Origin of the sequence: Stenotrophomonas sp. VV52 (assembly GCF_002893095.1) — a bacterium.
Classification (GTDB): domain Bacteria; phylum Pseudomonadota; class Gammaproteobacteria; order Xanthomonadales; family Xanthomonadaceae; genus Stenotrophomonas; species Stenotrophomonas aracearum.
Genome location: NZ_PKQQ01000002.1, coordinates 359,586 through 375,180, shown reverse-complemented (window position 1 = coordinate 375,180; position 15,595 = coordinate 359,586). Strand labels below are relative to the sequence as shown.

Genomic DNA, 15,595 nt, shown 5'->3' with positions numbered 1-15,595 from the left:
GGTTCCTCGTTTAGGCGGCGGGGAGTTGGGGCGGCAGCATTTCGGGCGGCAGCTGCATGCCGGGGTCTTGCATGGCCATCGCGGCCGGGTCGTTGGCGGCCGGCACCGGGAGGCCATCGGGGCCAGGTGCACCAGGCATGCCGGGCACCACGGGCGTCATGGGCGGGGCCTGCGGGATGATCGAGTACGGGTCGATGCCGGTATCACCGGTGCGCTTGATGGTTTCCACCACCAGCTGTTCCAGGCTGTCGGCGATGTCCAGCGGCGAGGCGCCACGCATCTCGCCGATCTGCATCACCGCCTGCTGCAGCTGCGGCAGGAGCACCGACCACTGCTGCTGTTTCATGGCCGTGGCCGGCTTGCCCGAAGACCCGGCGCGGATGTCGACGGTGACCAGGGCCTCAATCATCGACAGCTCGTCGGTGTTGATCCAGAACGCCTCCGGGCCTGCGATGGCCACCACGTCGTCATGCGTCAGGCCGTTGGGCGACATGGCGCTCTCGGCGGTGTACTGGGCGAAGTCGCTCAGCACCTCGTCCAGCGAATCGCGGGCATAGCCGATGCGGGACTCTGTGCCCTGCTGCTGGATGTCTGCCTCGGTGGCGGTCTTAGCCACGGTGATCGTGGAGGACAGCGCCTCCTGGATGCCCCAGATCAGCTCCAGTTCCGAGCGGATGGTGGATGTGTCGTAGAGCGCCGGGTCGATCTGGTTGTACTGGATCGGGAAGACGACTGTATTCGGCGAGTTGCCGCTGAGGTTCAGCCCGATCATTTCCCCGATCGCACCAGCCGCCATCTTGCTCGCTTCCTGCTCGTCCACCGCGCCCGAGTCGAAACCCAATTTCGGAATGGCGCGACGGCGGTGCTCGCGGTAGTTGGTGCGGATCCGGTCGTACTCGTCCAGCAGCTCGCGGGAGCGGTCCACCAGAGACTGCGGGTGCCGGCGACCGTCGACCCACAGCGGAGCCCACTGGAAAAACGGATAGAAGCGGCTGGTGGCCTGGTCCGGCGTCACCCAGGCGCGCAGGTAGCGCTTCAGCCCCACCGCGATCGTGGCGAACTGCCGGGTCTTGAGGTTCCAGATCTCCCACAGGCAGACGCACGCCTCATCGCCGCTGGCCGTGGCCTGGCCGGCATTGCCGGTCGAGTAGGCGTCCGCATCGGTGTCGCTGATGCTGCCCGCGTCCTTCTCTTGGTCCGACGGGCGCACGTTGTAATACTTGGTCGCGCTATCCAGGCGCTCGGCGTGCTCTGGATACGCGGCCTTGGCATCAGCCACCGGCATGAAGATGCGCTGCGCGATCCAAGGGCTGTTCACGTAGTCGCGCAGGCACGGCAGCGACACCGCGCACTGCATGTCCTCCGCGCGCACGAAGTCGAGCACCAGGGCACTGGAGATCACCGTCTCCACGCCCTGCTCCAGGCTGGCCATCTGCTGCTCGTACATGGCGCGCAGCTCGTCTGGGTTCGGGGCGTCGCCCTCGGCCAGCTGCCGCTCGGTCGCCTGCAGCGCGGCGATCTGGTCGCGCAGCGTGCCGATCTGCTGCTCGGTGGCCGGATCGCGGCCGGTCTCGCGGTGCCATGCGGCCTTGAACCAGCCGAGACCCACGCTCAGGCCCGAGCGCACGAAGGGATCAGCCACTGCCTTGAGCCTGCCCTTTTTCCACAGCGATTCGATGACGATTTCCAGCGTTCGGGCCAGCAGCTTGGCGTCTTCCGTCCGGCTGGAACCGGCGCTGTCGGCCGGCTGCACGCTGGCCTCCGGGTTCCGGGCATACAGGAAGCCGGTCAGGATGTTCACGTACGTGGCCGCGATCGGCACCGAGACATCAAAGACCTGGGGGTCGGAGGAACCGCGGCAGTAGCGCCGGTCGCGCGCATAGCCCTTGCGCGCATGCTTGTCGAACTCGCGGGCGAACTCGATCCGCTTGTGCCAGGCCCCGACGTCGGCCTCTTCCTGCAGGATGCGGTTTGCCTCAGCTGCCCGGGCCTGCTCGGCCGCCGCGTCAGCGTCCAGCACTTCCACGAAGGCGAAGTCGGTGGTTTCGGGCGTCACAGGTTGCGTCTCCTACGGTCTTCCACGTCATTCGCGTCGTCGGGCCGGGATTCCAGCCATCTGCGGGTATGGGGCACCAGGGGGGCAGTCCGTTCAACGGATGGGCGCTCGCGGGCGCTGGCCACGGCCGGGAACCTGGTGTGGATGAAGTAGCCCAGGGCGTCGGGCGGATGGTCGAAGCCGGTGGTTTTGTCCGGCATGCCGTTCTCGTCGTATGCCTGCTTCTCCAGCGCCTCGGTGGTCTTCGGGCAGCCGTACGGGTTCACCAGCAGCCGGCGCTTGCCCTTCGCGTTGCAGATCATGGCGTTGACGCTGACCACGCGCGCGCGGATGCGGGGATTGGCGCCAGCCACCCGGACGGTGAAGCCCGCAGCCCGGAGCAGGCCCAGGTCAGAGACGCTGGCGTTGTTCGTGTGCGCGCTGCCGCCGCTGGCATCGGGGTAGACCGTGATGCGGTTCTCCGGGAAGCGCTCCCGCAGCGCGGTGATCATGGCCGGGGTGTCGCGGACCCCGGTCAGCTCTTCCAGCGCCATCGGCTGGTCGTTGCGGATCACGCAGACCACCGCGGTCATGTTCATCACGTTAAAGTCCATGCCGACGTGCAGCGCCTCACCATCCGCGATCGTGGCCGTGGTGCCGTTGAGCTTCCGGCTGAAAGCGCCGTAGACCGAACCCGTGGTCAGGTTGACGAACAGCCCCCGGATGTACGCCAGCACGAGCTGCTCCGGGTACGTCTCGAACAGCGATTCGATGTAGTCCTCTGGGAGGAACGCCTCGTTGTCGTAGGTACTGGCATGCACCTTGCCGTACAGCGCGGCCTTCTTGGGGTCGCTGCCGGGGATCTGTTCGAACTGCTCGTAGACGAAGTTGAAGCCCTCGGGCGTGGTCGTCACGTCGATGCCGTTCTGCAGGCCGGGCGCCTTCACGCGCAAGCGGGCGATGATCTTGCGCCAGGCCTCATGGGCCTTCTTCTTCTTCAGGGTGTCGATCTCGTCGACCAGCGCCTTGCCCACCTTGAAACCCACGATGCTGGCCGGCTTGTCCATCGATCGGCAGATGACCGTGCTGCGGTACTGCCTGCCCGCATACAGGTGCACCTCCTTGTTCGACTGGTTGATCTGGGCCCGCAGCCCCCAGTCGAAAGCCACTTCCTCCACGGTCGGGTAGAAGATGTCGCGGATCTGCGGGTAGCTGGGGGCGAAGTAGCCAGCCGGGATGCGCGGGAACTGCCAGGCGTGCTGGCACAGGGATCCGCACCCTACCCAGGTCTTCCCGGAGCCGAACCCACCCACGAAGGCGCGGAACTTGTGCGGCAGCGCCAGGAACTCGGCCTGCGGCTCGTTAAGCGTTGGCATTCTTCCGCCCGCTGATGATCTCGACCTTCACCGACGTGGGGACTGGCGTCTCTGCGGGTTCCACGCCCTTTTCGAGGCCGGCCAGCTTCGCCTTGCCCATCGTGGCTTGGACCATGGCGGCTCCCTGCCGCTTCCGCTTGGCCACGATGCGAGCCTCTTCCAGCTCCTGCAGCAGGCTGGCCATGGTCACGGAGTGGCCGACCAGCGCAACGGCCCGCAGCTCGGTGAGCCTTGCGGCTATCTTGGGGTTGTCCAGCAGTTCCTTGGCCGAGCGGTTGATGGTCTCTGGCTTGGCGTTCTTGGCGTTGTAGCAGAGGCGGTAAGCCTCGCTGGCGTTGCCGGTCTCGAGGTAGCGCTGGCAGAAACCCTCCTGCTTGGGGGTCAGCTCTCCCATGCCCGGGCACCCTTCCGAAGGTTGTCCGCCGCCCACAGCGGCTGCAGGTTGCTCAGCGCCCAGCATTCCCGGAACTGGGCGGGGTCGGTGTGATCGAACCACGCGCAGGGTTTGATGTGGTCCACATGCCACTGGCCGTAGTTCTCCCAGCTCATGCCGGGGGTGAACTGCGCCTGCAGGTGGCTCACCAGGTCTTCGGCCGAGTAGCCCAGCCGGCTGAACAATGCTCCATCCGACCTGCCCTTCAGCGCCGCCCACAGTCGTGCAGCTACTGCGTTGCGGATTCGCGCTGACGGGTTGGTGGCGCGATGCTCCCTGAGCGCTGCCGCCCGGCGGGCGGAAGCATTAGTCATCTGGAGCCGGTAGGCTTCCCGCTCATCGTCCGATGGGGTGAGTGCGGCGAGCAGCTCGTCGCTCTCCCACGCTGCGCAGGCAAGCTCGGCGAGGGTTACGCCAAACAGCGCGGCGATATCCTCTTCGTGCCAGCACCACAGAGCCAGCAGCCTGGCCTGCCTCAACTTCTCGGGGGTTGTGAGATCGGCAGTTCCCAGGGGGCAAGTGTCAGCGCGCCTACCGGACGCGCCCGCCGCAACGCGGCAACCCTGTGCTGCCTGCTGGCTGTTGTCGACACCTGCCGGCTGGTCGTCCCGGTACTGGGTAGCGCCCCGGGTGGCGCGTCCTGCATGGAAACGGGTGTGCATGTCGGAATTGGGCGTCTGGCGGTCGCTCATGGGTCCATTACGCCTGAGCCGCAAGGTGGTTCAACGGAGCCGGGTTGGCCTTGCCGCGCCTGCGCCGGGTGGCCAGATAGCACAGCGCCTCGGCGAATGCCCCGTGGAACCCCCACAGGTCGAACTGCTCCGGGGTGTCGCGAAGCTCGCGGCCCAGCTCGCCGAAGTGGAATGCCAGGTCCTCGGCGATGTCCTCCACTGCCGGGCATGCCGAACCGCTCCCGTCGCTGTGCCGGCCGGCGTACTCGCAGACGAACCACTCCGGGTGGGTGCTGGTCATGGTGTCCGCGCTGACCGACTCGCTGCGCAGGGCGTAAACCCTGCCCTCTGGATCGGCGAACACCAGCGTCCCGCAGCTCCGGGCCCGGCGGACCTCTTTCACCTTGGCCAGGGCCCGCTCTGCCACCCGCTGCACGTCAGCGCGCACGGACACGACGCCCACCGGCAGGCAGGGCCGGTTGAACTGTCGGTGCGGGGCCTTCTCCATGGTCCGGCCCCGCTGGAGGCTGGTTGCGGTGGTCATGCGCAGATCAGGTCGGCTCCGGGCGGACGGCGCTGACGGTGAACTCGATGTCCTCGGCCGCCCTGATGTATGCCTTGCGGGCCAGCGGGCTGGCTGCCGACGCGAGGCGACGGAGGCGTGTTGCGCATACCAGCACCGCGCTCGCCGGCACGAGCCCATCCGGCACCGACATGGGATTCCCCATATCGCCCTCGGGCGGAGTCAGGGAGGCGCGGGTGTTCCATCGGGCCACCGCAGCGGCCTTCGCGGCTTCATCCTGCAGCTTGTTGGTAGCCCACGAATTGCTTCCACTTTCCTTCATTTGTATGGAGCAATGCGTGCAACCGACACGCCACGTTTGATTCCAGACCTCGTTGCCAGAGTCGTACACGATGGATGCGGGCCGCCCGCAAAACGGGCACGGCTTCAGTTCGTTCTCGGTCATGCTCGCGGACTCCCGTAATCGAACCCCACCTTGGGCCGCACAGCATCGAAGTACAGATCCCACATGTCCTCCCACGCCTCTTCCATCGTGTTGCCGCAACCGGTTACGCCCATCCGGCGGCACCACCACTTGCCGTTCCAGAACCTCATTCGCGCCTTCATGCCGCATGCTCCTGGTTGTCGCCGGTCAGGTGGCTGCCCAGCTGGGTGTTTTCGTGCCACAGGGCCATCAGCAGCGCGTCGGCGCGGCCGTTGTCCTTCTTGCGGGCGAGGGTCTTGCTCTCGGTCGGGAAGCGAGTGATAGCCAGCAGGCGTGCCGCGTCCTTCTCGGTCTTCAGCAGGCCGAAGTGCCGCTTCCACTGGCTGGGGATGACGCGGGTCGTGGGGATGCCCAGCACCTCGAACACCGCCTGGAGCTTCCCGGCGGTCTGGCCGAAGCGGAAGGCGCTGGTGCCGCCGTCTGCCGGGCGTGCGCCCACCTTCTCGATGCAAGCCGAGACGTAGGCTCCTGGGTGTGCGGCGCGCTGCTCGCGGATGAACAGCACCACGGCGCGGGCGTCCACCTCGCCCCAGCCGTCCACGTCCACGGTTGGCATGTCCAGAATCGGGCCGGGCTCGCCGTCGATCAGCGTGGCCACCGCGCCGGTGAGACCCGGGTCTACCCCGAACGTGAGTCGCATGGTCATAGATTCCCCCTTGTGCTCATCAGCAGCAGTACGTTGCGGATCGTCACGTTCAGCGCGCCGATCTCGTCGAGTTTGTAAATCCGCCACATGGTCTTGCGGCCATGCCAGCCGTTTTCGCTCCCCTGGTGGCAGTCCTTGCACAGGGCCACGGTGGTGAAGTGGTCGCCCTGCACGATGTGGTGGGCGTCGCTGGCGCCGTCGCTGAAGCTGCCGCAGACGCTGCAGGGGCATCGCTTCACCAGATCGATGTGCGCACGCTCAGCCTTGGTGAGGGCCTTGGAGTTCTTCGTGCGCATCAGGCAGCTACCTCGGCGCGCTTCGCCCGCGCCGTGGCCAGAACTTCTGCGTACGCTTCGGGGTGCTGCCGGTCGAAGGCAGGGATGCTGCCGCGCGCCCAGCGCCCTTCGCCCTGCTGCTGCAGCCAGCCATCGGATGCGCAGAAGCGACGCGGGTCGACGCCGTGGGCGCGAACGCCCTTCGCCGTGGTGAACCCGTCCAGCTCAATGTCGGCCAGCACCTTCAGCGCTCCGATCTTCCAAGGTGTCAGGCGCAGCGGCGCCGGCACACCTGCGGCGACCAGCGGCACGATCTCGGGCAGTTCGCACCTTTGCTCAGGGTTCCAGTCGAACCAGGCTGGCTGGCCCCAGTCGTGCAGCGCACCGCCAGCGGTGTCCCATGGGGCAATGCTGCGCATGTTCTGGCGGTGCACTTCCCGCTGTATCTGCTCGCCGGGCTGGGGATTCCAACGCCCGCTGCAGCTGTCCGGCACCAGGACCTGCACGCCCAGCGAGTCGAGCATGCGGGCTATGCCGTGATTCGCCTCGGTCGTGCACGGAACCAGCACAGCGCGAAAGTCCGGGCCCCTGCCGTGTCCGCCGTACCAATGCGACGGCAGGATCTGGTCGGCCACCTTCGCGTTGAGCTGAAGCTTCGCCTCGATGCCGAGCTGGTGCCCGGTCGCCGCCCACACCGCGAGGATGTCGAAGCCCGCCGTTTCCGGATAGACCACCCAGCCGCCGGTCGAGGTGAGGCATTCGATCAGCCGCGCGCACAGCGCAGCCTCGGTCGGGTACAGCGCCTTGATCTCTGCTGCCTTCATGCTGCGGCCCTTCCCTCAGCCAGCCGCTGATCGCGCATCGGCGCCACGTCGCGCAGCCGCACCTCGTTGTCGGTCGCCCACCACTGGGCGTAGGTGATGAGGTCGGCCATATCGGCCACGGTCATGCGCCGGGTCTGCATCGAGAGGTTGACGATGCTGCTGCCGTCGAGCGTGGGGACGATGTCGCCCTGCTGCCGGTTCGACTCGCGCGCCCAAGCGTCGACGAGCAGGCGCTTCCAGCCCTCCCCGTCCATCCAGCGGCCGGCCCACTGCTTCTGCTGGGCGATCTCGCCGCAGATGGCGTGGAACATCGCGTTCTGCTCCAGGCTGCGGCTGGGCTTGTGCTCCTGCACGGTGACGCGCACGTCCTGGCCAGCTTCGAGGAAGCTGCAGGCGAAGTGCCAGGCCGCCGCCATGCGTGCGCGCGCATCGGCCGCGCGGAGGATGTAGGTTCCGGGCTTCATGCGGTCTCCCTCACGTTTTCGAGCACGCGCCGAGCCATGGACCGGTACCACGTGGCCAGAGCGCGGCCGATGGGCAGCAGGCCTTCCTCGGCTTCGACTGGCAGCAGGTCGGCCTCGATGGCCTCGGCCTGCTGGATGCACCACTGGGATCGTTCTGCGGGCGTCATGCGACCTCCCCGAGCTCATCGGCTGCGCTGCGATTGACGAAGGACGTGGAGCCGCCGTGCCAGGTCACCGGCACCGTGCCGATGTTCCCGTGGCGGTTCTTCACGACGTTGATTTCGGCTGGCGAGCGCTCGGCCTGCGGGTTGGACAGGTCGCGCCACAGCATCATGATCTGGTCGGCTTCCTTCTCGATTTCCGAGCTGTCAGCCAGGTGCTTCATCTGCGGTCGTTCGCCGTCGGCCTCTCGGTTCACCTGCGCCAGCGCCACCACCGGGATGCGGAGATCGCGGGCCAGGTTCTTCAGGGCACGAGCGATGCTGCCGACCTGCTGGTACTTAGGCGCGCGTGCCATCGAAGCAATCTCGATGCGCTGCAGGTAGTCCACGTACAGGGCGCGGATGCCGAGCTGATGCTTCCACCGGCGTGCTTCGCGGATCACCTCGGTGATGTCCGGCGACGGTCGATCGAGGATCCGCACCGGCATGGCGCCGTAGCGTTCCGCCGCATCCAGCAGCGCATCGACTTCCTCGTTGCGGAACTTGCCGGCACGCAGGCGGCCGACGTTGACGCGGGAGCCAGCAGCCAGCCAGCGCAGGCCCACCTGGTCCGCCGGCTGCTCGCCGGAGATCAGGCCCACCGGCCCTGCCTTCGCCGCGGCGGCGGTGGCGCCCAGCAGGAACCCGGTTTTGCCCATGGCCGGGCGCGCGCCGACGATGATCAGGTCACTGTCGTGGAAGCCGCCCAACGCCTCGTCCAGGTCGTAGATCCCGGTCGACACCCCGATCAGCTTGCCGCCGTTGCGCTGCGCCTCCAGCGCCTGCGCGATCGCGGCATCCAGCGCCGACTGCGCGGTGTGCTCGAAACTGCGGTCGACCGTGTGCAGGGCCATCAGCCGCTGGATCGCGGCATCGACCGCGCCGCCCTGCCGGGACTGCGCGCCGTCCTGCAGCTCCCGGGCGATGTCCAGCGCTTCGCGGTCGCGCCATGCTGCCGTCAGGATCTCGGCTTGGTAGGCCGGCTGGCTACTGGGGTACAGATCCCGGTCGGTACCGATGGCCGTTGCCAGGTCCCGAAGCCGATTGCTGCCCATGCGCTCGGCGACATCGGCGATCGTCACCGGGTCCACCGGCTTGTCCCCGGCGTCCATGCTGCGGATCAGCTCCCACAGCTGGCCGTGCCCTTCGTTGGCGAAGTGCGCCGGCTGCAGCGGCATGTCCACGATGCTGGACGGCCGAGCCATGGCCGTGTGCAGCACCTGGCGCTCGACCTGGTGCACCGCCGCGCGTTCGTTCTCGGCGAGGGTGCTCATGCGCTGAGCCTCGGCAGTGCGCCCTTCTGCGGCGCAGCGGCGGTCGGCTGATCCCGGATCCAGTCGGCGCGCAGCGATGCCCAGCCGCGTTCGCAGCACAGCCTCACCGCCGATTCCAGGCTCATGCCGGCCTTGGCCGCCTCGCGTTGCAGCCCGGCCACCGCCGTTTCCGTCAGCGGGAGCTTCTTGGCCTTCCGGACAGCGAGGAAGTCAGCCACCAGATTCTCGGGCAGCCCGGGGAGCAGTTCGGCAGCAACCTGCGCAGCGCTACCCTGACGGTTGCTTCTGACGGTTCTTGATGGTTCTTTACGGTTAGACGGCACCTCCTGCGGGGGTAGGCGCATCTCCTGCGGGGGTTTCGGCATCTCCTGCGGGGGTACCGACGCACCTGCTGCGGGGTGCATCTCCTGCGGGGGTGCATATGCTGCGGGGGTTATGCGGTAGGAAGTGTGCCTCCCATTCGACCGATCAGCAGTCAGGATCCCGGCCGCCTCCAGCCACTTGATCGCGTTCTGAACTGCGCGCTCGCTAAAACAGGTGCGCTCGGAGATCGTGGTGATGGACGGCCAGCACACGCCCTGGTCGCTGGCGTTGTCGGCCAGGGAGATCAGCACGGCTTTTGGGGTGGGAGGCATCTGCAGCGGCCAGCACTGCGACATGATCATCGTGCTCATGGCCACTTGATTCCGAGGCTCTGGGCCAGCGGCGCCATCGCCCTGGCCAAGTTGGTGAACTGGGCGATGGCCTCGGCATGCTGGGCGTCCGGGCAGGTCAGGAACTTCTCGACCAGGTAGTGCACCGGGGATACGTCACCGGTCTCCTTGATGTAGCGCTCCAGCTCGTCGATCGTCATGCCGCGCGGTTTGCCCGACGTGTCGCCGCCGGCCAGCTTCTCCGACAGCTTCGACGGCGCCAGATCCATCTTGCCGGCCACGGCCACGACGCCGCCGTGGTGCTGGACCTGCACCAGCAGCAGCTCTCGCAGGCTCCTGGATGTGTGGGTGAGTCCACCCTGGTAAGTGATGCTGAGGTGTCGCATGGATGCCCCTTGCTGGGTCGGGGGGAATCCCTGGGACGGTGCCGTCCCCCGAATTCCCCTGCTTGGTTCTGAAAATGGCCGCTCCCCAAATCGGAGAACAGCCAGTGGTGAAGTCGCTTCAACAGGGCCGGTCAAACGTCCTGTCGCTTATTCGGGTCGGTGGCAGGTGGTTCACCGTCGAGCGCGTCGGGCGGAAGGTGAACGTGCTGCCGGTGAAGCAGGCGGTGCGGGTGCCTCCGGACAATGGGACGGGCGTAGTTGTGCCCTTCCCCGCCAGGGGGCGGTGAGATGGGGGTGTCAGGGAGAGCTCTTGCGAGCCCGGACTTCTGCGACGACTGCAGCGATCACCAGAACGACCGCAGTGCAGCAGCCGTAGCCAATGAGGCCGGTTCCGGTCAGGTGGGCGAAGGTCATGGGAATGAGCCAAAGACAACTGATGCCAAGGCCCAAGGCGATTCCTTTGGCGAACGCGGACTTGAGCATTCAGATCACCTCGCTGATCGGGACGGCCTTTTTCCGACGTGCCGGTTCCTTCTTGGCCACGGGCGCAAACAGGTCTGGGCGCTTCTGCGCGGCCTTCCAGCACCACGCATCGGGGATGGGTTTGCCCTCGTCTCGGCCGGTCATCGACTGCCGCGGCAGGCCAAGGAAACGGGCGAACTCGGCGTTGGTCTCGATGCCGAGGGCGGATTTTGCTTCGGTGAGGGTCGGGTTCATGCCGGCAGTAAATCATTGGTTACTGCCGGCAGTCAACCATGATTTCCCCGTTTCCGTCAATCATTCGTTACATGACTATTGGCGCCCGACTCGAAGAGCTGCGTAGAACCGCTCAGCTGACCCAACAGCAGATGGCCGACATCGTCGGCACGTCCAAGCAGTACGTGGGTCGGCTGGAGAAGGGCCAGAACCAGACGCCGAACGGCGTCTTCCTGACTGAGTGGGCGCGGCACTTTGGTGTCAGCGCCAGGTGGCTTTCATCCGGCGATGGACCGCGCAATGCGGCGGTCGCCAGCCCGTCTCAGTCTGAGCGACCGGACTTCAGCAAGATGGCCGCGTCGGTCCTGCTGCTTCGGCACTACCTCGATTTCACCGGTGACCCACCGGAGTGGATCAGTGACGAAGTTCTGCTGGAGACGGCGTTTGAGGTGGTCGAAGAGTTCGGCGCGGAAGTGCGCCAGGAGAACGTCTTCGACCTGACGAAGGTTCTGGCAAAGCGAATCAGGGGCTCACAGGATGCAGAAGGACAAGTTCGAGGAACTCGCACAGCGGCTGGCGGCTAGGACCGCCGCTCTTCGGGGACAGGCGCAGCAGCGCCCTACCCTGCACGTCGTGCAGAACACGCCGGCAGCCGAGCGCGAGGACTTCCGCATGGACGTGGTGCTGCGTGAGTCCCACTGCAGGATGATTCGCCACTTCCGCCGGCGCTGGGGGCACCCCATGCAGATGGTCATCGACCAGGCCTGCTTCGGCTACACCGGCATCGAGCAGTTGCCGGACGACGACCTGATCCAGCTGCACAAGGACCTCGAACGCGCCGAAGACTGCATGCGTGACGGTGTGGCCTTTGAGGACGCCGGCCTCCTTCGCTCTCGGTACGGGTGACCAATGGGAATTATCTCCGCGCTGCTAGCAATTGCCCTCGCTTCGTCGCCCACCGCCGACGAGATAGCCGAGGTGAAGAAAGAAACCGAGGAAGCGGCACGCATCTATGCTGACTGCGCTGGTTTCTGGGACTACATGTCCAGCACCCAAGCGAAGGCGGGTCACCCGGCGGCGGCTGAGCAATTGAGGAATCTGGGGAACGGTGCTCAGACGGCCGCCCTGTGGCTCCACGCACAGACCCACGTGGTTGCTGGGGGCAAGCCGGTCAGGTATGGCACTTGGCTGCCCCTGATCGCTCCGCGCAGAGAGGCTGCCGCACTTCGAGCTTCAGCAATGGAAGAAGCATCAGACGCCGAGTGGCTGCGCAGCGAGGGCGAGAAATGCACCGCGATGCTGGAGGGCCAGCAGCAGGCAATCGACGCGATCCGCGCAGACACAGTTCAGCGGTCCATAGACGACCAAAACTGAACGAATTGTGCGCCGTTCAGTAAAACGTTCGCCCAGAAAGTAACTTTTCGTTGACTTCGTTAAGTAACCGATGATTTACTCTCCCCGTCGGCCCACTCCGGGCCATCCAACGGGTCGAGACCATGTCGCTCCATACCGACACAGATATCAGCCGCGCCGCGCAGCTCTCCTGGGACAACCTCAGCGAGGACGAATCCGGCGACCTGGCCAGCGAAGCAGCCGCCGATCTGGCCCGCAGCCTGATCAACGACCCGGCAGCGTGCCGCGAGGCTGAGCAGTGGACCGCTGGCACCTTCGATGGCGACCACTACACGGACGTGACGCTGGCGCTGCACCAGCTGCACCACACCGACCCGGCGGACCTGTTGGACTCGCCGCTGCTGGCCAAGCTGTACGAGCTGGCCAAGGTCGAAGCCGCCGCGATCGACGAGCAGCTGCTCGAACAGGCAGTGCAGCAGGTGGCGGCATGAGCGCCAGGAAGCTGTACCCACATCGCGATTTGATCAGCACGGACCCGGAATCCGTGCTGCGCTGGGCGGGAACGTGGTTGAGCGGGGAAGCCGCACACCACGCCGAGCTGCTGCGCGCAGCGGCGGACGCTGTTGCCGCGCGCGAAACCCAGCTCGCAGAACTGATTGCCGCAGATCAAGAATTCGATGTTGCGAGCGCCGAGCACGACGAATCTGCCTCCTACGACGACGACGGCGCATCCGTTCCAAAAGCCGTGTATGAGCGCATGAAAGCAGCATCGGCACGCCGGGCAGCTGCTCTCACCCGCGCCAATGGCGGTGTCGCATGACCGCTGACGACCGCGCCGCACACTACTTCGCCATCAAGACGATGGCTGCCTACTTCCTTGCCTTCTGCCTGGGAGTCCTCTTCGCCGTCATCTGCCAAGGAATCCTCAAGTGAGCCTCTACAACATGCTGTTCGGCAAGAACCCGCACTCTTCCCTGCTGCTGGCTGTGATCGGCCTGCGGGAGAACGACGTTGAGCGCCTGCGCGACGTTTCGTTCACCGATCAGAAGATCGAGGTGTATACGCGCACCGGTGGCGGCAACCGCGAAGACTACCCGAACCTGGCCATGCGCCGCGCGCCGGGCTGGGAAGGCAGCGTCGATGACGAGTTCGACTGCACCTATTGCACGGACACCTTCGCTGTTCCTGCGGAGTGGGCCGCTGATGTGGCGGGGCTTTCCGATGTTCTGACCAACGGCCTGCGCAGTGAATTTGGCCTGCACTTGGCGAAGACGCTTCGCCGCGAGCCGACCGAAGACGACCTCAACACTAAGGCATACCAGGAGGAACGCGAACGCCTCCGCGCCACCAGCCACAAGATGGCGAACGGCCACACGTTCGTGCCGCTCACGGACGCTGCCATGGAGGTTGCGCTCAAGCTCGCAGAAGCGAACGGCGGCGCGCTGCGCAGCTGTTGGGGAATCTTGCCCATCGTGTTGGAAATCAAAACGAACCACATTCCGTTCCCCAATGCTCTCGATCCGAAGGTGAAGACCGCGCTGATCCGGGCGGAGATCGACTACCCGCACTCCTGGCAGATCGACACGGAGTACTGGGCCCACTGCGTGGAGCGCTTCTCTGCCGACTACCCGCTGACGATGGCGAAGATCACGGAGGCCGTCGATTGCCATCTGTCGCGGCGGGCTGCGCGATGAACGACACCGACTTCATCAAGGGGATGCAGCAGGGCCTGCCGCCTATTGAACCACCCGGCATCGCGGGTCTGGTCGTAACCGAGATCCGCATGGACGGCCTGCTGCTGGGCAACGCGGACATCGAGATCAACAGCCACGAAGCGATCCACGGGATCTGCGCGGAGGAAGACAGCGATGCGTGACCTCCTCACCCGCACCGGCTGCCGCAACCGCACCGACTTCCTCGCCTTCCTCGCCGCGTACGCGCTGCTGGCCTACCTGGGCTGGCTGCTGGTCTGGCCGGCCTGATCTTCCCCGCCGGCGCGGCCGGCTCAACGAGAGGCACCACCGATGTTTGAGCTCAACGACGCGACCGCCAAGGTCGCCAACTTCAACCCTCGCGCCGAGCGGCATGGCGACGAGAACAAGCTGGCAGGCGACCTGAAACTGGTCGTGGCCGTCAGCAGCAGCGTGCTGGATTACTTCCAGAAGGGCCTGCGCCAGGCGCTGTACCGCAAGGCCGCGCAGGGCGAGCAGCAGGACCTGATCGACGGTAGCGACGGCCTGACGGCGGTCAAGTTCCCGAAGCTGGGCGCGCTGCCGTGGGACGAGGAATACCCGGGCTACTCCCTGCTGATCGGCGGTGGCCTGGGCCTGACCGATCCCCTGGTCATCAAAGACGTGACGCTCAAGAAGCTCTCCTTCGAACCCCTCGAAGGCGGAACGCTGCAGCTGACCTTCAGCGCCGTGTTCCACCCGACCAAGGCTGAAGCCGGTGCCTTGTGCGAGCAGATCAAGAACGAAGTGCAGCTGACCCTGGTGTCGCCGCTGAACCAGAGCAAGGGCGACAAGCCCGTGCAGGAAGACCTGACCGCCGCCGCGTAACCACCACGGGGCTGCGAGCGAATCCTCCGGGCTTTGAATTTGTGGCACCCGGCGCAGACCCTCCTTCTCCCCGCTGCCCGCTCCCCACGGGCAGCACCACCCCGCGCCGGCCGGGGCTCCCCAAGCCGGCACCTATCCCCGAGAACAAGGAATTGCCATGTTGAATATCAACGAAGAAGAGCTGCAGGCCGCGATTGTCGCGAAAGCCGCAGACCAGCTCGTCAGGAACGACGAAGACCTGTCAGGCATCGTTGCGAAGGAAGTGGGCCGGCGCATCAACGCCATTTTCGTGGATCGCGTCGAAGCACAGATCCAGGTCGCCATTGATGCTGCTGTTAACAACGCCTTCGATGAAGAGTACCAGCGTGTGACGCAGTGGGGTCAGCCCGACGGCCCGTCCACCACCGTCCGTAAGCAGCTGGAGAAAATCGTGAGCGGCTACTGGTCTGCCAAGGTTGATGCCAAAACTGGCAAGCCGTCGACCAGCGACTACTCCAGCGTGACGCGCGCCGAGTACCTGATGACCACGATCTGCGCCGAGGACTTCAGCGCCGCGATGAAGCAGAGCGCCCTGAATGTGACCGGCGCCCTGAAGGACGGTCTTCGTAACCAGATCGGCCAGCAGATGGACGTGATCCTCAACGAGCTTTTCCGGGTCAAGAGTCTGCAAGACCAAGGCAAGGTCGAAAAGCCCTACTGAACCCCGCAGGGATGCGACCGCTCGCCCGGCAGCGGCTCCGAAAG

The 15,595-nt window shown here is 65.9% G+C and carries 25 protein-coding genes; 9 read left to right on the top strand and 16 right to left on the bottom strand.

Annotation, left to right across the window (positions count from 1 at the left end; genetic code table 11):
* Positions 1-10: 10 nt before the first annotated feature.
* The 16 genes from C2U58_RS07745 to C2U58_RS07670 form a co-directional block, all read right to left on the bottom strand.
* Positions 11-2,056: a hypothetical protein gene (locus C2U58_RS07745; protein WP_102945299.1), complete on the bottom strand. Its 2,046-nt coding sequence runs from the start codon at positions 2,054-2,056 to the stop codon at positions 11-13.
* A complete protein-coding gene (locus tag C2U58_RS07740; protein ID WP_102945298.1) occupies positions 2,053-3,411 on the bottom strand; it encodes a phage terminase large subunit in 1,359 nt (452 codons plus the stop codon). The genes C2U58_RS07745 and C2U58_RS07740 overlap by 4 nt, the downstream gene beginning before the upstream one ends.
* Positions 3,398-3,805: a terminase small subunit gene (locus tag C2U58_RS07735; protein ID WP_102945297.1), complete on the bottom strand. Its 408-nt coding sequence runs from the start codon at positions 3,803-3,805 to the stop codon at positions 3,398-3,400. Before C2U58_RS07735 ends, C2U58_RS07740 begins: the two co-directional genes overlap by 14 nt.
* Complete coding sequence (locus tag C2U58_RS07730; RefSeq protein ID WP_102945296.1) at positions 3,793-4,536, bottom strand: hypothetical protein; 744 nt, start codon at positions 4,534-4,536, stop codon at positions 3,793-3,795. The genes C2U58_RS07735 and C2U58_RS07730 overlap by 13 nt, the downstream gene beginning before the upstream one ends.
* A 7-nt stretch (positions 4,537-4,543) precedes the next feature.
* Positions 4,544-4,969 carry a hypothetical protein gene (locus tag C2U58_RS07725; protein ID WP_146033429.1) on the bottom strand — a complete coding sequence of 142 codons (426 nt, stop codon included), beginning with the start codon at positions 4,967-4,969 and terminating at the stop codon, positions 4,544-4,546.
* A 97-nt stretch (positions 4,970-5,066) separates the two neighbouring features.
* Positions 5,067-5,483 carry a Lar family restriction alleviation protein gene (locus C2U58_RS07720; RefSeq protein ID WP_172448101.1) on the bottom strand — a complete coding sequence of 139 codons (417 nt, stop codon included), beginning with the start codon at positions 5,481-5,483 and terminating at the stop codon, positions 5,067-5,069.
* A 157-nt stretch (positions 5,484-5,640) separates the two neighbouring features.
* Complete coding sequence (locus C2U58_RS07715; protein ID WP_146033428.1) at positions 5,641-6,162, bottom strand: hypothetical protein; 522 nt, start codon at positions 6,160-6,162, stop codon at positions 5,641-5,643.
* Between the two features lie 2 nt (positions 6,163-6,164).
* Positions 6,165-6,464, bottom strand: coding sequence for a hypothetical protein (locus C2U58_RS07710; protein ID WP_102945292.1), 300 nt, complete (start codon positions 6,462-6,464; stop codon positions 6,165-6,167).
* Positions 6,464-7,267 (bottom strand): hypothetical protein, encoded by an 804-nt coding sequence (locus C2U58_RS07705; RefSeq protein WP_102945291.1) that lies wholly within the window; start codon positions 7,265-7,267, stop codon positions 6,464-6,466. The genes C2U58_RS07710 and C2U58_RS07705 overlap by 1 nt, the downstream gene beginning before the upstream one ends.
* Positions 7,264-7,731, bottom strand: coding sequence for a recombination protein NinB (locus tag C2U58_RS07700; protein ID WP_172448100.1), 468 nt, complete (start codon positions 7,729-7,731; stop codon positions 7,264-7,266). Before C2U58_RS07700 ends, C2U58_RS07705 begins: the two co-directional genes overlap by 4 nt.
* On the bottom strand, positions 7,728-7,898 hold the full coding sequence (locus tag C2U58_RS20050) for a hypothetical protein (RefSeq protein ID WP_172448099.1): 171 nt from the start codon (positions 7,896-7,898) through the stop codon (positions 7,728-7,730). The genes C2U58_RS07700 and C2U58_RS20050 overlap by 4 nt, the downstream gene beginning before the upstream one ends.
* A complete protein-coding gene (locus C2U58_RS07695; protein WP_102945289.1) occupies positions 7,895-9,205 on the bottom strand; it encodes a DnaB-like helicase C-terminal domain-containing protein in 1,311 nt (436 codons plus the stop codon). The genes C2U58_RS20050 and C2U58_RS07695 overlap by 4 nt, the downstream gene beginning before the upstream one ends.
* Positions 9,202-9,879, bottom strand: coding sequence for a helix-turn-helix domain-containing protein (locus tag C2U58_RS07690; protein WP_102945288.1), 678 nt, complete (start codon positions 9,877-9,879; stop codon positions 9,202-9,204). The genes C2U58_RS07695 and C2U58_RS07690 overlap by 4 nt, the downstream gene beginning before the upstream one ends.
* Positions 9,876-10,244: a hypothetical protein gene (locus C2U58_RS07685; RefSeq protein WP_102945287.1), complete on the bottom strand. Its 369-nt coding sequence runs from the start codon at positions 10,242-10,244 to the stop codon at positions 9,876-9,878. Before C2U58_RS07685 ends, C2U58_RS07690 begins: the two co-directional genes overlap by 4 nt.
* Positions 10,245-10,541: 297 nt before the next feature.
* Positions 10,542-10,727 carry a hypothetical protein gene (locus C2U58_RS07675; protein ID WP_102945285.1) on the bottom strand — a complete coding sequence of 62 codons (186 nt, stop codon included), beginning with the start codon at positions 10,725-10,727 and terminating at the stop codon, positions 10,542-10,544.
* On the bottom strand, positions 10,728-10,961 hold the full coding sequence (locus tag C2U58_RS07670; RefSeq protein WP_102945284.1) for a hypothetical protein: 234 nt from the start codon (positions 10,959-10,961) through the stop codon (positions 10,728-10,730).
* 38 nt (positions 10,962-10,999) lie between these two features.
* On the opposite strand from C2U58_RS07670, the gene C2U58_RS07665 reads away from it, so the two are divergent.
* The 9 genes from C2U58_RS07665 (at position 11,000) to C2U58_RS07625 (ending at position 15,551) form a co-directional block, all read left to right on the top strand.
* A complete protein-coding gene (locus C2U58_RS07665; protein WP_102945283.1) occupies positions 11,000-11,524 on the top strand; it encodes a helix-turn-helix transcriptional regulator in 525 nt (174 codons plus the stop codon).
* Positions 11,478-11,846: a hypothetical protein gene (locus C2U58_RS20255; protein ID WP_102945282.1), complete on the top strand. Its 369-nt coding sequence runs from the start codon at positions 11,478-11,480 to the stop codon at positions 11,844-11,846. The genes C2U58_RS07665 and C2U58_RS20255 overlap by 47 nt, the downstream gene beginning before the upstream one ends.
* A 3-nt stretch (positions 11,847-11,849) precedes the next feature.
* On the top strand, positions 11,850-12,314 hold the full coding sequence (locus C2U58_RS07655; protein WP_102945281.1) for a hypothetical protein: 465 nt from the start codon (positions 11,850-11,852) through the stop codon (positions 12,312-12,314).
* Positions 12,315-12,436: 122 nt separating this feature from the next.
* On the top strand, positions 12,437-12,784 hold the full coding sequence (locus tag C2U58_RS07650; RefSeq protein WP_102945280.1) for a hypothetical protein: 348 nt from the start codon (positions 12,437-12,439) through the stop codon (positions 12,782-12,784).
* Positions 12,781-13,113: a hypothetical protein gene (locus tag C2U58_RS07645; protein WP_146033427.1), complete on the top strand. Its 333-nt coding sequence runs from the start codon at positions 12,781-12,783 to the stop codon at positions 13,111-13,113. The genes C2U58_RS07650 and C2U58_RS07645 overlap by 4 nt, the downstream gene beginning before the upstream one ends.
* Positions 13,114-13,222: 109 nt before the next feature.
* Positions 13,223-13,987, top strand: a complete 765-nt coding sequence (locus C2U58_RS07640; protein ID WP_102945278.1) for a hypothetical protein — start codon at positions 13,223-13,225, stop codon at positions 13,985-13,987.
* Positions 13,984-14,169: a hypothetical protein gene (locus tag C2U58_RS07635; RefSeq protein ID WP_102945277.1), complete on the top strand. Its 186-nt coding sequence runs from the start codon at positions 13,984-13,986 to the stop codon at positions 14,167-14,169. Before C2U58_RS07640 ends, C2U58_RS07635 begins: the two co-directional genes overlap by 4 nt.
* A gap of 148 nt (positions 14,170-14,317) precedes the next feature.
* Positions 14,318-14,851, top strand: coding sequence for a hypothetical protein (locus C2U58_RS07630; RefSeq protein WP_102945276.1), 534 nt, complete (start codon positions 14,318-14,320; stop codon positions 14,849-14,851).
* A gap of 157 nt (positions 14,852-15,008) precedes the next feature.
* The gene (locus tag C2U58_RS07625) at positions 15,009-15,551 is read left to right on the top strand and encodes a hypothetical protein (RefSeq protein WP_102945275.1); all 543 of its coding nucleotides are present in this window, start codon (positions 15,009-15,011) and stop codon (positions 15,549-15,551) included.
* The last annotated feature ends 44 nt before the right edge of the window (positions 15,552-15,595 follow it).